General features: G+C 73.5%; 12 protein-coding genes. 10 read left to right on the top strand and 2 right to left on the bottom strand.

The genetic code is table 11. From position 1 onward, the window contains the following. The 7 genes from E1285_RS37920 to thiI form a co-directional block, all read left to right on the top strand. Window positions 1-789, top strand: a 789-nt coding sequence (locus tag E1285_RS37920) for an ATP-binding protein (RefSeq protein ID WP_132159426.1), incomplete at its 5' end; no start/stop codon positions are given. A gap of 103 nt (window positions 790-892) precedes the next feature. After that, the gene (locus tag E1285_RS37915) at window positions 893-1,552 is read left to right on the top strand and encodes a response regulator transcription factor (protein WP_243723331.1); all 660 of its coding nucleotides are present in this window, start codon (window positions 893-895) and stop codon (window positions 1,550-1,552) included. Between the two features lie 87 nt (window positions 1,553-1,639). Continuing rightward, window positions 1,640-2,632, top strand: coding sequence for a TIGR04222 domain-containing membrane protein (locus E1285_RS37910; protein ID WP_132159425.1), 993 nt, complete (start codon window positions 1,640-1,642; stop codon window positions 2,630-2,632). Between the two features lies 1 nt (window position 2,633). Next, complete coding sequence (locus E1285_RS37905) at window positions 2,634-3,458, top strand: DUF692 domain-containing protein (RefSeq protein WP_132159424.1); 825 nt, start codon at window positions 2,634-2,636, stop codon at window positions 3,456-3,458. After that, window positions 3,455-3,931 carry a hypothetical protein gene (locus tag E1285_RS37900; protein WP_207947115.1) on the top strand — a complete coding sequence of 159 codons (477 nt, stop codon included), beginning with the start codon at window positions 3,455-3,457 and terminating at the stop codon, window positions 3,929-3,931. The genes E1285_RS37905 and E1285_RS37900 overlap by 4 nt, the downstream gene beginning before the upstream one ends. 148 nt (window positions 3,932-4,079) lie before the next feature. Then, a complete protein-coding gene (locus E1285_RS37895) occupies window positions 4,080-5,105 on the top strand; it encodes a 6-phosphofructokinase (protein WP_132159423.1) in 1,026 nt (341 codons plus the stop codon). A gap of 102 nt (window positions 5,106-5,207) precedes the next feature. Further along, window positions 5,208-6,437, top strand: a complete 1,230-nt coding sequence (thiI, locus tag E1285_RS37890) for a tRNA uracil 4-sulfurtransferase ThiI (protein ID WP_132159422.1) — start codon at window positions 5,208-5,210, stop codon at window positions 6,435-6,437. Window positions 6,438-6,489: 52 nt separating this feature from the next. On the opposite strand, the gene E1285_RS37885 is transcribed toward thiI, so the two are convergent. Then, the gene (locus E1285_RS37885; protein WP_132159421.1) at window positions 6,490-7,365 is read right to left on the bottom strand and encodes a DUF5954 family protein; all 876 of its coding nucleotides are present in this window, start codon (window positions 7,363-7,365) and stop codon (window positions 6,490-6,492) included. Between the two features lie 248 nt (window positions 7,366-7,613). Continuing rightward, window positions 7,614-8,654 carry a 3-deoxy-7-phosphoheptulonate synthase gene (gene aroF, locus E1285_RS37880; protein ID WP_132159420.1) on the bottom strand — a complete coding sequence of 347 codons (1,041 nt, stop codon included), beginning with the start codon at window positions 8,652-8,654 and terminating at the stop codon, window positions 7,614-7,616. Window positions 8,655-8,921: 267 nt separating this feature from the next. Between aroF and E1285_RS37875 the strand changes: the two genes are divergently transcribed. The 3 genes from E1285_RS37875 to E1285_RS37865 all read left to right on the top strand — a co-directional run bounded on the left by E1285_RS37875 (window position 8,922) and on the right by E1285_RS37865 (window position 11,903). Then, window positions 8,922-9,545, top strand: coding sequence for a sulfite oxidase-like oxidoreductase (locus tag E1285_RS37875; protein WP_132159419.1), 624 nt, complete (start codon window positions 8,922-8,924; stop codon window positions 9,543-9,545). A gap of 140 nt (window positions 9,546-9,685) precedes the next feature. Next, on the top strand, window positions 9,686-11,071 hold the full coding sequence (locus tag E1285_RS37870) for a histidine kinase (protein ID WP_132159418.1): 1,386 nt from the start codon (window positions 9,686-9,688) through the stop codon (window positions 11,069-11,071). A 76-nt stretch (window positions 11,072-11,147) separates the two neighbouring features. After that, complete coding sequence (locus E1285_RS37865; RefSeq protein WP_132159417.1) at window positions 11,148-11,903, top strand: LytTR family DNA-binding domain-containing protein; 756 nt, start codon at window positions 11,148-11,150, stop codon at window positions 11,901-11,903. Window positions 11,904-12,501: the final 598 nt, after the last annotated feature.

The raw sequence follows: 12,501 nt of genomic DNA, 5'->3' as shown, positions 1-12,501 counted from the left end.
GTGGCGGGCGGGCGGCGCCTCGGCGTCACCGCGGCGCTCGTGCTGGCCGCCGCGAACCTCGTGGTGCACGCGTTCGCCGGGACGGCCGGCGGGACGGGGTCGACGGCGTTCAACGGGATCGTGCTGCTGTTCCTCGCGGGGCTGGTCGTCGGGCACGTCGTTCGGCTGGCGCGGGAGGCGGAGGCGCGGCTGGCGCGGGCGGTGGAGCTGGAGTCGGCCACCCGGGAGCGGGAGCGGCTGGCCCGCCGCATCCACGACTCGGTGCTGCAGGTGCTGTCGATGGTGCGGCGGCGCGGCGGCGAGCTGGGCGGCGAGGCGGCGGAGCTGGGCCGGCTGGCGGGGGAGCAGGAGGCGGCGCTGCGCTCCCTCATCGGCACCGCCCCGGCGGCGCCCGCGCGGGACGGCGCCGATCTCCGTCCGCTGCTGACCGGGCACGCGTCCCCGTCAGTGACGGTCTCGACCCCGGCGACGGAGGTCCGGCTGCCCGCGGGCGCCGCCGCGGAGATCGCGGCGGCGGTGGAGGCCGCGCTCGGCAACGTCCGGCGCCACTGCGGTGACGGCGCCCGCGCGTGGGTCCTGCTTGAGGACGGCCCCGGCGGGATCACCGTCAGCGTCCGCGACGACGGCCCCGGCATGCCCGCCGGGCGGCTGGAGGAGGCCGCGGCGGACGGCCGGCTCGGCGTCGCGCAGTCCATCCGCGGCCGTATCGCCGACCTGGGCGGCGAGGTCCTGATCACCTCCGCCGAGGGCGCGGGCACGGAGATCGAGATGACCGTCCCCCGCGCCTGACCGGCGATGTCGGCGTGACCGGGGACCGGCGCTATCGGTTTGGCCGGGGACCGGCGCTATCGGATTGGCCGGGGACCGGCGATGTCGGCTTAGGGTGTGGAACGTGAGCGACGTTCCCCTCAGGGTCATGGTCGTGGACGACCATCCGATGTGGCGCGAGGCGGTCGCCCGCGACCTCGCCGAGGCCGGTCACGACGTGGTCGCGACCGCCGGGGAGGGACGCGCCGCCATCCGCGTCGCCGCCGCCGCGCGCCCGCAGGTGGCTGTGGTCGACCTCCAGCTGCCCGACATCGGCGGCGTGGAGGTGACCCGCCACCTGGCCGCCGCCGACCCGCCGGTCCGCGTCCTGGTCCTGTCGGCGAGCGGTGAGCAGCAGGACGTCCTGGAGGCGGTGAAGGCGGGCGCCACCGGCTACCTGCTCAAGTCCGCCGCGCGCGAGGAGTTCCTGGACGCCGTCCGCCGCACCGGCGAGGGCGACGCCGTGTTCACCCCCGGCCTCGCCGGGTTGGTGCTCGGCGAGTACCGCAGGCTCGCCGCCGCCCCCGCCCGCGCGGACGACGGCGCGCCGCGCCTGACCGAGCGCGAGACCGAGGTCCTGCGGCTCGTCGCGAAGGGCCTCACGTACAAGGAGATCGCGCAGCGGCTCGTCCTGTCCCACCGGACGGTCCAGAACCACGTGCAGAACACCCTCGGGAAGCTCCAGCTCCACAACCGCGTCGAACTCGTCCGCTACGCCATCGAGAAGGGCCTGGACGAGGAATAGCGGGGACGAGGAGTCCCGGGGCGGCATGAACTCCGGCCTGTCTTCCGTCGTCTGATCGTGCAAACGTGCGGTGGACGGGAGCACGCCATGACGGACGAGAGCTGGGGCCCCACGCTGGGGTACCTCGTGGCCTACCTCCTGGTCGGGGTCGTGCTGCTGGCGGTCCTGCGGAACCTGTGCGCGAAGGTGCGGCAGGGGAGTCCTCCGGGCCGGGACCTGCATCCGTACGAGGTCGCCTACCTGCACGGCGGGGGACGGCACGCGATCGCGGCCTCGATGACGGCGCTGCGGCTGGACGGCGCGGTCGACACCAGCGCCGACGGCCGGATGCACGCGACACCGCCGCCCGCGACCGGGCCGCGCGCCGCCGGCACGCCCCTGGACGCGGCGGTCTTCCGGGCGATCGCCGGCGGGCGGGGCGTGACGCTCGCCGGCGTCACCGCCGAGCCGGGCGTCCGGGCCTCGCTCGAACAGATCCGCGACGGGCTGGCCGCGCAGGGCATGGTGGTCCCGCGGAGCGGGCGGCACCGGCTGCGGGCCTACCAGCTGATCTTCGCCGGATGGCTGCTGATCGGCTTCACGACCTTCGTCGCGAACGACTCCTTCGGCGGGTTCCCGGGCTTTCTGATCCCCGGCGCGGCGTTCTTCGGCGCCGCCATCGCGGGCATGGCCGTGCTGGGCACGGACGGTGAGCGGACCGAGGTGGGGGAAGGGGCCGTCGAGCGGATCAAGGCCTCCAACCCGCATCTCGACCCGGACCACGCGCCCTCCTACGCCGGGCTCGGCGGTCCAGCGGCCCTGCTCGGCGTCGCCCTCTTCGGGACGGCGGCGTTGATGCTCCTCGACCCGGTGTTCGCGCAGACCGTCGGCCTCGGCCGCTATCTGGAGCTGACCGGGGTCGAGGCCACGTCGGGCGGCTACACGGGGTCGTCGTGCTCGTCCACGGCGTCGGTGTGCTCGGCGTCCTCCTGCGGGGGCGGCGGCTCGTGCGGCGGCGGAGGCGGTGACGGCGGAGGCGGTGACGGTGGAGGCGGCGGAGGCGGTGGAGGCGGCTGCGGCGGCTGCGGAGGGGGTGGCTGACATGGGCACGCTTCTCCCGCAACTGGGTGTCGGGATCGGCTGGCGTCCCGAGATCGCCGGGTTCGTCGGCGCGCTGCCCGGCCTGCGCTTCACCGAGGTGGTCGCCGAATCCGTCCATCCGGCCCATCCCCCGCCGGACCTGCTGGAGCTGCGGGAGCGCGGGGCGGCGATCGTCCCGCACGGGGTGAGGCTCTCGCTGGGCGGCGCCGAGCCGGTGGACGCCGGGCGGGTCGGCCACCTGGCGGCGTGCGCCGAGGCGCTCAGGGCGCCGCTGGTGAGCGAGCACGTCGCGTTCGTCCGGGCGGGCGGGATCGAGGCCGGGCACCTGCTGCCGGTGCCGCGCACCCGGGCCGCGCTGGACGTGCTGACCGCCAACATCCGCCGCACCCAGGCGGAGCTGCCGGTGCCGCTGGCCGTCGAGCCCATCGCCACGCTCTTCGACTGGCCGGACGACGAGTACACCGAGGCCGGCTTCCTGACCGAGCTGCTGGAACGAACGGACGCGCTTCTCCTCCTGGACGTCGCCAACGTGTACGCCAACGCCCGCAACCGCGGCGAGGACCCCCTCGCCCTGCTGGACCGCCTGCCGCTCGAACGCGTCGCGTACTGCCATGTCGCGGGCGGCTCCGAGGAGGGCGGCCGGTACCACGACACGCACGCCGCCCCCGTCCCGCCGGAGGTCCTGAAGCTGGTCGGGGAGCTGTGCGCCCGGCGCCGCCCGCCCGGTTTCCTGCTCGAACGCGACGGCCGCTACCCGCCCGCGGGCGAACTCCGGGCCGAGCTGGACGCCATCGCCGCCGCCTCCGGCCTTCCCGCGGTCACGTGAACCGGGAGGCGTGGGACGCGGAGCTGGCCGCGCGGCAGGAGGCGCTCGTCCGGGCCATGACGGCGGACGGGCCGGTGCCCGACGGTTTCGACGCGGGGGCGGTACGGGCCGCGGCCCGCGGCATCCTGCTCAAACGGGCGGGTGAGGTGGCCCGCGCGTGGCCGGCGCTGGCCGGCTCGTACGGCACGTCCTGGAAAGCGGTGTTCGCCGGATGGGCGGCCGGACGTCCCACCCGGGGATCGTTCCGGGACGGCTGGGACTTCGCGCGGGCGCACCGGCACGACCTCACCGCGGACGCGGCGACGGAACTGGCGCTCGCCGAGGTCCGGTGGGCCCATGCCGGCGATTCTCCGCCGCGTCCGCGGAAGGCGGCGGTGCGGCGGGTGCCGGGGGGAGCGGCGGTGCACGTCGGCGGGCGGACCCGCGTGTTCCGCCGCGATCGGTGGCGCCGATCCGCGGACCGTGCCCGATAACGTGCCGGGGACCCCCCGGCAGGGGCTATGGTCTAGACCAATGGCGGCGCGCCGGGGCGGCGGGTGATTGCCCCGCCCGGCCGCATCCGGACGGCTAGTCTGGCATGTGAATCGAGGGAGGAGCCCGGTGGCGGGAGAAGGAGACGGCATGCGCGTCGGAGTGCTGACCGGAGGCGGTGACTGCCCCGGACTGAACGCGGTGATCCGCGCGGTCGTGCGCAAGGGCGTCCAGGTCTTCGGCTACGAGTTCGTGGGCTTCCGGGCCGGCTGGCGCGGGCCCCTCGAAGGCGACACGCTGGCCCTCGACGTCCAGGCGGTGCGCGGGATCCTGCCGCGCGGCGGGACGATCCTGGGCTCGTCCCGGACGAACCCGGTCAAGGTCGAGGGCGGCGTCGAGCGCATCAAGGACAACCTGGCGGGACTCGGCGTGGACGCGCTGATCGCCATCGGCGGCGAGGACACCCTCGGCGTCGCGCGCGAGCTGTACGCCAGCGGCGTCAACGTCGTCGGCGTCCCGAAGACGATCGACAACGACCTCAACGCGACCGACTACACCTTCGGCTTCGACACCGCGGTGAACATCGGCATGGAGGCCGTCGACCGGCTGCACACCACCGCCGAGAGCCACCACCGCGCGCTGATCTGCGAGGTCATGGGGCGCCACGCGGGCTGGATAGCGCTGCACGTCGGCATGGCCGCCGGCGCCAACGTCATCCTCATCCCCGAGCGGCCCTTCGACATCGACAAGGTCGTCGAGTACGTCGAGAGCCGGTTCAAGACCCGGTACGCGCCGATCATCGTGGTGTCCGAGGGCGCCCACCCGGTCGACGGGCAGATGCAGCTGCAGACCGGGGAGCGGGACGCGTTCGGGCACGTCCGGCTCGGCGGCATCGGCCAGGCCCTCGCCGACGAGATCGAGAAGCGCACCGGCAAGGAGGCCCGCGCGACCGTGCTCGGGCACATCCAGCGCGGCGGCACCCCCACCGCGTTCGACCGGGTCCTCGCGACCCGCTTCGGCCTCCAGGCGATCGACGCGGTCCACGACGGCGACTACGGCAAGATGGTCGCGCTTCAGGGCACCGGCATCACCCGGGTCGGCCTCGACGAGGCGACCAAGCAGCTGAAGACGGTCCCGCTGGAGCGCTACTCCGAGGCCGAGGTCTTCTTCGGCTGATCGCCGCGCCTGGCGGGAACAGCACTATGCGTTCGCGGTGTTGCCTTCTCTGGGCCACACTGGTGGCACCCTCGTTCACCTGTTCCCGCCAGGAGGATCAGCATGACCACGCTCGACCCCGCTCCGGCGGACGTCCGGGAGCAGTCGCCGGTCGACGGTGAGCCGTGCGTGCTGCTCAAACTGGGCGAGGTCGTCCTCAAGGGAAAGAACCGCGAGCAGTTCGAACGGCGCCTCGCCGACAACGTCCGCACCGCCGTCCGGCCGATCGCCCGGGTGGACGTCATCCGCAGGCACGGCGTGTTCATCGTGCGCAAGCACGACGCCGACCTCGCGACCATGGAGCGGGTGGCGCAGCGCATCACCGACGTCATGGGCATCGTGTGGGCGCACCGCGCCTGGCGGGTCGGCAAGGACCTCGCCAGCGTCGAGCGCGCCGCTCTGGAGCTGATGGACGGGCGGACCGGCACGTTCGCCGTCCGGTCCCGCCGCCGCGACAAGCGGTTCCCGATGACCTCCACCGAACTCGACCGGCACATCGGGGCGCTCGTCGCCGCCCGGTACGGGCAGCCGGTCAAGCTGAAGGACCCCGCGCACACGCTGTCGATCGAGGTCGACCGCGACGAGGTGTTCGTGTACTCCGGCGGCCTGCCCGGGCAGGGCGGCCTGCCCGTCGGCATGAGCGGCCGCGCCCTCGTGCTGATGTCGGGCGGCATCGACTCGCCGGTCGCCGCGTACCGGATGATGCGCCGCGGCCTGCGCGTCGACTACCTGCACTTCTCCGGCATGCCGTTCACCGGCCCGGAGTCGATCTACAAGGCGTACGCGCTGGTCCGCGAGCTGGACAAGTTCCAGGGCGGCTCGCGGCTGTTCGTCGTCCCGTTCGGCAAGGCGCAGCAGCAGATCAAGTCGTCCGGCGCCGACCGGCTCGCGGTGATCGCGCAGCGCCGCCTGATGCTGCGCACCGGCGAGGTCCTCGCCCGCCGGCGGCGCGACACCGCGCTGATCACCGGGGACGCCCTCGGCCAGGTGTCCAGCCAGACGCTGGCCAACATCACCGCGCTGGACGACGCCGTCGAGCTGCCGATCCTGCGGCCCCTCGTCGGCATGGACAAGAGCGAGATCATGGACCAGGCGCGCCGCATCCGCACCCTGTCGGTCTCCGAGCTGCCCGATGAGGACTGCTGCAGCATGCTGGCGCCGCGCCGCGCCGAGACCAAGGCCAGGATCGACGACCTGCGGCAGATCGAGAAGCGCCTCGACGCCGGGGAGCTCGCCGACCAGCTCGCCGACGCCGTCCAGGAGCACCGCCCCGTCTACGGCGACACGGCCTGACCCGGCGCGCTCCGGTTCAGCGTGCCGAAGTGGCTCAGCGCGCCGAAGTGGCTCAGCGCGCGTCGAAGTCGGTCGGGCGCGGCGGCTCGGGCCCGTCGGGGCCCATCAGCGTGATCCGCTCGACGCGGACGATGCGGAACCGGCGCCCGGCGACGGCGATGCCGTTGCGGCGCGTCTCGTCCTCCATCAGCTCCGCCGCCTCGGCGAACTGGGCGGCGTCCGCGTCGCCGGGGCTCTCCACCGCCGGCACCACGTGCCGGAAGTAGGTCACCAGCGCGTCGCGGGCCTGCCGTGGGGCGTCGTGCAGCCGCCCGACCGGGCGCCAGCGCCGCTCGCTCCGTTCGGCGACCGTGAACGCGGGCGCCAGCGCGACCGGCGTGAGGAACGCGCCCGACGGCTCGTTCCCGCTGGCCGCGGCCGCGTCCAGCACCTGGCACAGCAGCTCGGCGTTCGCGAGATCGGACGCGGGACCGTCCTCGGGCAGCAGCTCCAGCCCGCGGCCGGGACGCGCGTCGAGGTCCGTCGGCCGGGGCGGCTCGGGCCCGTCGGGACCGGTGCGGACGAGCTGCTCGATCCGCACGATCCGGAACCGGCGCCCGCCCGCGGCCACCGCGTCGGCGGACCGCTCCTGCAGTGCCCGGGCGGAGGCGCGCAGCTCCCGCGCCTCCGCCGGTTCCGCCGAGGCGGCCAGGTCCTCCAGATGGACGGCGAGGAGCTCGCGCGCACCCTGGGGCAGCGGATCGCACGAGCAGGCGATCCGCCACCCGCCCCGGACGTGCTCGGCGGCCGTGAACAGCGCGCCCACGGCCACGAGTTCCGGATAGGCGGAGATGGCGCGGCACGCGTCCGCCAGCATCACCGCGGCGACGGGGTCGACGCCGTCCAGGTCCTCCGGGAACAGCCGCCCCCCGCCCTCGCCCGTTGTCATGCCGGACATCATCCTCGCCGCGCCCGCCCCGGGCCAATGGTTCAGACCAATTTGTTACGCGCCGGAATGCTCACTCTCACGACTCCACCAGCCTCCGGCGCAACCCCGCGACAACCCCGGCGGTCGCGATCGCGTCCGAAGGCAGGTTCGAGCTTGCGAGAACCTGATCGCGAAGCGAGCCCCCAGGGCGAGCCGGAGCGATGCAGCGATCGCACGCAGTGCCCTCCTCCTGTGGGCCGCCAAGGCCCTCAGGAGGAGGGCACTGCCATAGGCGGGGTGAGGGAACGGCCGATGATGGGGGGCAGGTCGCGGACGAGCTTGGCCAGTTCGCGCAGGTCGCCGTCCACGAGGGCCTGAGGGCCGTCGCAGAGCGCGGTCTCCGGGTGCGGGTGCACATCGATGATCACGCCGTCGGCGCCGATCGCGATCGCGGCGCGGGTCAGCGGCAGGACGAGGTCGCGGCTGCCGCCCGAGTGCGACGGGTCCACGATGACCGGCAGGTGCGACAGGCGCTGCGCCACCGGGACCGCCGAGATGTCGAGGGTGTTGCGGGTGGCCTTCTCGAACGTGCGGATGCCGCGCTCGCACAGCACGATGTCGAGGTTGCCGCGCTGGGCGACGTACTCGGCCGCCATCAGCCACTCCTCGATCGTCCCGTTCATGCCGCGCTTGAGCATGACCGGCTTGCCGGACTCGCCCGCGGCCTGCAGGAGGGCGAAGTTCTGCGCGTTGCGGGTGCCGATCTGCAGCATGTCCGCGTAGGAGGCGACGAGGTCGACGTCGCCGGCGTCCACCACTTCGGTGACGATCGGCATGCCCGTCTCCTCCCGCACGTCCGCGAGGATGCGCAGGCCGGCCTCGCCGAGGCCCTGGAACGCGTACGGCGAGGTCCGCGGCTTGAACGCGCCGCCGCGCAGCAGCGTCGCGCCCGCGGCCTGCGCCATCTGCGCGGCGCCGAGCGTCTGCTCGGGCGTCTCCACCGCGCACGGGCCGGCGATCAGCGTCATGGTGCCGGGGCCGACCGGGACGCCGCCGACGCGGACGACCGAGCGTTCGGCGTGGTTCTCGCGGCTCACCAGCTTGTAGGGCGCCGAGATGCGGATGACGTCGGTGACGCCCCGCATGCCGCGCAGGTTCAGCGAGCCGAACTGCTGGACGTCGCCGACGAGCCCGACGATGGTCCGTTCCACGCCGCGGCTGACGAAAGCGTCTCCTCCCGCCGTCTCGACAAGTGAGACGACGGCTTTGATATCCGCTGCGCTGGCCTCCTGGGCCATGACGACGACCATTGATGTGCTGCCTCTCCTGTACGCCCGGGGTCCCGGCGGCCTCGCGGCCCGCCCCTGAAACGGCGAAAGCCCCGGGCCGACCGGCCCGGGGCTTCTGTCTCGTGGTCTGTCAGCGCATCGCGTGGCAGACCAGCCGCCCAGGCTGGTCGAGCCAAAAGAAATACACGACGTTGCGCATGGTGCTCAGCGTAGCCGAACTTCCCGGTGGTGCGCCCGCGCGACCCCGAATATGGCTCAGCTCACCCCGGATGGCAGGATGGCCGCGTCATGACCCACCCCGAACAGCCCGCACCGCGGCCGCGCGACCTGCCGCCCGGCCAGTACGTCCCCCGGGGCTGGCCCGTCCTCCACTACGGCCCCGTGCCGAAGTTCCGTCCCGAGGACTGGGATTTCCGGGTCTTCGGCGCGACGGAGTCGGGGGAGCAGCACCGCTGGAGCTGGGACGAGTTCGAGGCGCTGCCGAGGTCCCGCGCGGTCACCGACTTCCACTGCGTCACCAAGTTCACCATCCCGGACAACGAGTGGGAGGGCGTCCCCGGCACGGCGATCGTGGAGCTGGCGCCGCCCGCGCCGGACGTCACGCACGTGATGGTCTGGGCCGAGTACGGCTACAGCGCCAACATACGGATGAGCGACTTCCTCACCGACGGCACGATGCTGGCCACCCACCGGGACGGTGAGCGGCTCACGCCCGACCACGGCTTCCCCCTGCGCATCGTGGTCCCGCACCTGTACGCGTGGAAGAGCGTGAAGTGGGTGCGGGGCGTGGAGTACCTGGTGAAGGACCGCCGCGGCTTCTGGGAGGAGCGCGGCTACCACAACGTCGCCGACCCGTGGCGCGAGCAGCGGTACTCCTACCAGGAGGACGAGGGCGAAGCCCCGCCCCTGTGAGCCGGGTGCCGTGAGACGGGCCCTGTGAGAGGGGCACTGCGGGCCTCGGTGGCCGCGTGTGGCCATTCGGGTCCTTCGAGTCCTTCGTAAATGGCCAACTCACCGACTCGCACGGAAGTCAGGCGTTACCGTAAGTTGTCATGGTCCTACCGTCCGTCGCGGACATCGTGGCGTGCGCCACGGCCGCCGGTGCCGCCACGGGAGCCTGTGCCGCCACCGGCGCCTGGGCGCTCCGGCTGCTTCCCGTCCGGCGCCGCGCGCCCGCCGAGCCGGCCGAGAAGGCGCTGTTCGCGGCCCTGCACACGATCGCGCGGGCGTCGCCGCCGCTGCGCGGCGGGCTGAACGAGGAGGCTGCGCGCACGTCCGCCCGGCGGCTCAGGTCGCTGCTGGGCGCCGAGGCCGTCGCGTTCGTCGGCGTGCCGCCCCCCGGCGACGACTCCGGCGACCCCGGCGGTGACGGCTTCGGCGGTGACGGCTTCGAGGGCCCGGGCGGCGTCGATCCGGAGCCGGTCCGGGCGGCGCCGCGGCTGCTGGCGTGGGACGGCGCGGGACGCGGCGTCCACATGGCGGAGGCCGTCCAGCACGCCCTGCCGGTGCTGACCTCCGGGCGGCCGAGGGTACTGGCCCCCGAGGCGCTCGCCTGCGACGACCCGCTGTGCGGCGTCCAGGTGGCGATGGTCGCCCCGCTCACCGTCGAGGGACACGTCACCGGGACGCTCACCGCCTACTGGCGGCACCCGTCGACGGCGCGGGTCAGGGCGGTCGGCGAGGCCGCCCGGCTGGTCACCGGGCAGCTGGAGCTGGCCGGGCTCGACACGGCCCGCATCCGCCTGGCCGAGGCCGAGATGCGGGCGCTGCGCGCCCAGATCTCCCCCCATTTCGTCTACAACTCGCTGACCACGATCGCCTCGTTCGTCCGCACCGACCCCGATCGCGCCCGCGAGCTGCTCCTCGACTTCGCCGACTTCGCCCGCTACTCCTTCCGCAACCCGCGCGACTTCACCACCCTCGCCGACGAGCTGCGCTCCGTCGACCACTACCTGCTGCTGGAGCGGGCCAGGTTCGGGGACCGGCTGAAGTGCCGGGTCGACATCGCGCCGGAGGTGCTGCCGGTCGCGGTGCCGTTCCTGGCGCTGCAGCCGCTCGTCGAGAACGCCGTCCGGCACGGCATGGCGGGGTCCGGGGAGGCGTTCCACATCTCGATCGTCGCGCGGGACTCGGGCGCCGAAGCGGCGATCAGCGTGGAGGACGACGGCGTCGGCATGGACCCCGAGCGGCTCCAGGAGATCCTCTCGGCCCCGCTGGGCCGCCCCGGCCCGACCGGCTGGGGCAGCGTGGCGACCCGGGCGCGGCGGAACGGGAGCGGCGCCGGACCCGGGGACGGCATCGGTCTCGCGAACGTCGACGAGCGGATGCGGCAGGTCTACGGAGAGGAGTACGGGCTGACCGTCGAGACGGCTCTCGGCGCCGGGACGAAGGTCAATCTGCGTGTCCCGAAGTACCGTCCGGGGGTGTTTCCGGACTGACCGAACCCCCCGCGACGTCGCACTCACTTTTCGGAATCGATTGCGGACGGACGGTAATCGCGGCAAAGTCGCCCTCATGCTCCACGTGCTGGCCGTCGACGATGAACGCCCCGCCCTGGAGGAGCTGACCTATCTCCTCCGCAGGGATCAGCGGATCGGCCGGGTCAGCTGCGCGGGCGACGCGTCGTCCGCGCTGCGCGACCTGAGCCGGATGCTCACCGAGGGCGAGCGCCTCGACGCCGTGTACCTCGACATCCGGCTGCCCGGCCTGGACGGGCTCGACTTCACCCGCCTCCTCACCGGTTTCGCCGCGCCCCCGCCCGTCGTGTTCGTGACCGCGCACGACGACTGCGCCGTCACCGCCTACGAACTCGGCGCCCTCGACTACCTGCTGAAGCCCGTCCGGCCCGAGCGGCTCGCCGAGTCGGTCCGCCGGGTCGCCGTGGCGGCGCGGCGGACGGGCCCGGCGCCGGACGAGGACCTCCGCGACGCCGAGGACGAGATGATCCCCGTCGAGCTCGGCGGGCGCACCCGGCTCGTCTCCCGCCGGTCGGTCACCCACGTCGAGGCGCAGGGCGACTACGTGCGGCTGCACACCGCCGACGGCGGCTACCTGGTCCGCATGCCGCTGTCCGCGCTGACCAAGCGGTGGGAGGCGGCCGGGTTCATCCGGATCCACCGCAGCACCCTGGTCGCGTCCGCCCACGTCACCGAGCTGCGCTTCGACGGCGGCCGCGCGGCCGTCCAGATCGGGGACGAGCTGCTGCAGGTGAGCCGCCGGCACACCCGCGAGGTACGGGACCGGCTCGTCCGCAAGTTCCATGAGGGATGAGTTCGGTTGCGGCCGTAAATGCCGGACGGTCGCTCGCCGGGTTTGTGGACCGTTCCCGATGGCCGCTCGTCCCCGCGGACCGACCGCTCGTCGCGCGAACACGCTACGTATATCTTTGATTGCGTACCGTTTAACGAAGCCGGCGTTTTTCGAGGGCCGATCGGAGGCACCAGACCTCTAGTGTTCTCAGTGGCACCACACGCCACACCGCCCCGGAGGGCGGGCGGCCGGAACACGGCGCACGCCGCACACCGCCGCGAACCTCCCACAAGAGCAAATCCGGAGATCCGGCGCCGCCAGTCGAACGCCGGATCATGCGCCGCTGGATCCCGTACCGGGGGGGTGGGATCCGGTGGCCTGTGGCTCGGGCGCCGCTGAACAGTCGGGGGGTTGTTCATCGGCGCCCGAGTCTTGTTTCTTTGTAGTTCCCTTGGCGTCGGGCCCTGGGGGCCCTCCTTCGGCGGGAACTACGGTGCGATCGCTGCATCGCTCCGACTCGCCTTGCGGCTCGCTACGCGATCAGGTTTCTCGCAAGCTCGAAACCTGCCTTCGGTCGCGATCGCGGTGGTTTGGGCTGTTGCGGGGTTGGGGTGGGGGC

The sequence above is a fragment of the Actinomadura sp. 7K507 genome (assembly GCF_004348425.1).
Classification (GTDB): domain Bacteria; phylum Actinomycetota; class Actinomycetes; order Streptosporangiales; family Streptosporangiaceae; genus Spirillospora.
This window is presented reverse-complemented; position numbering and strand designations above follow the sequence as displayed.

Bases quoted from the DNA above. Each gene is read 5' to 3' on its own strand.
- E1285_RS37910 (WP_132159425.1), top strand. From the start codon at position 1,640: ATGACGGACGAGAGCTGGGGCCCCACGCTGGGGTACCTCGTGGCCTAC.
- E1285_RS37905 (WP_132159424.1), top strand. From the start codon at position 2,634: ATGGGCACGCTTCTCCCGCAACTGGGTGTCGGGATCGGCTGGCGTCCC.
- E1285_RS37895 (WP_132159423.1), top strand. From the start codon at position 4,080: ATGCGCGTCGGAGTGCTGACCGGAGGCGGTGACTGCCCCGGACTGAAC.
- thiI (WP_132159422.1), top strand. From the start codon at position 5,208: ATGACCACGCTCGACCCCGCTCCGGCGGACGTCCGGGAGCAGTCGCCG.
- E1285_RS37885 (WP_132159421.1), bottom strand. From the start codon at position 7,365: ATGACAACGGGCGAGGGCGGGGGGCGGCTGTTCCCGGAGGACCTGGAC.
- aroF (WP_132159420.1), bottom strand. From the start codon at position 8,654: ATGGTCGTCGTCATGGCCCAGGAGGCCAGCGCAGCGGATATCAAAGCC.
- E1285_RS37875 (WP_132159419.1), top strand. From the start codon at position 8,922: ATGACCCACCCCGAACAGCCCGCACCGCGGCCGCGCGACCTGCCGCCC.
- E1285_RS37870 (WP_132159418.1), top strand. From the start codon at position 9,686: ATGGTCCTACCGTCCGTCGCGGACATCGTGGCGTGCGCCACGGCCGCC.
- E1285_RS37865 (WP_132159417.1), top strand. From the start codon at position 11,148: ATGCTCCACGTGCTGGCCGTCGACGATGAACGCCCCGCCCTGGAGGAG.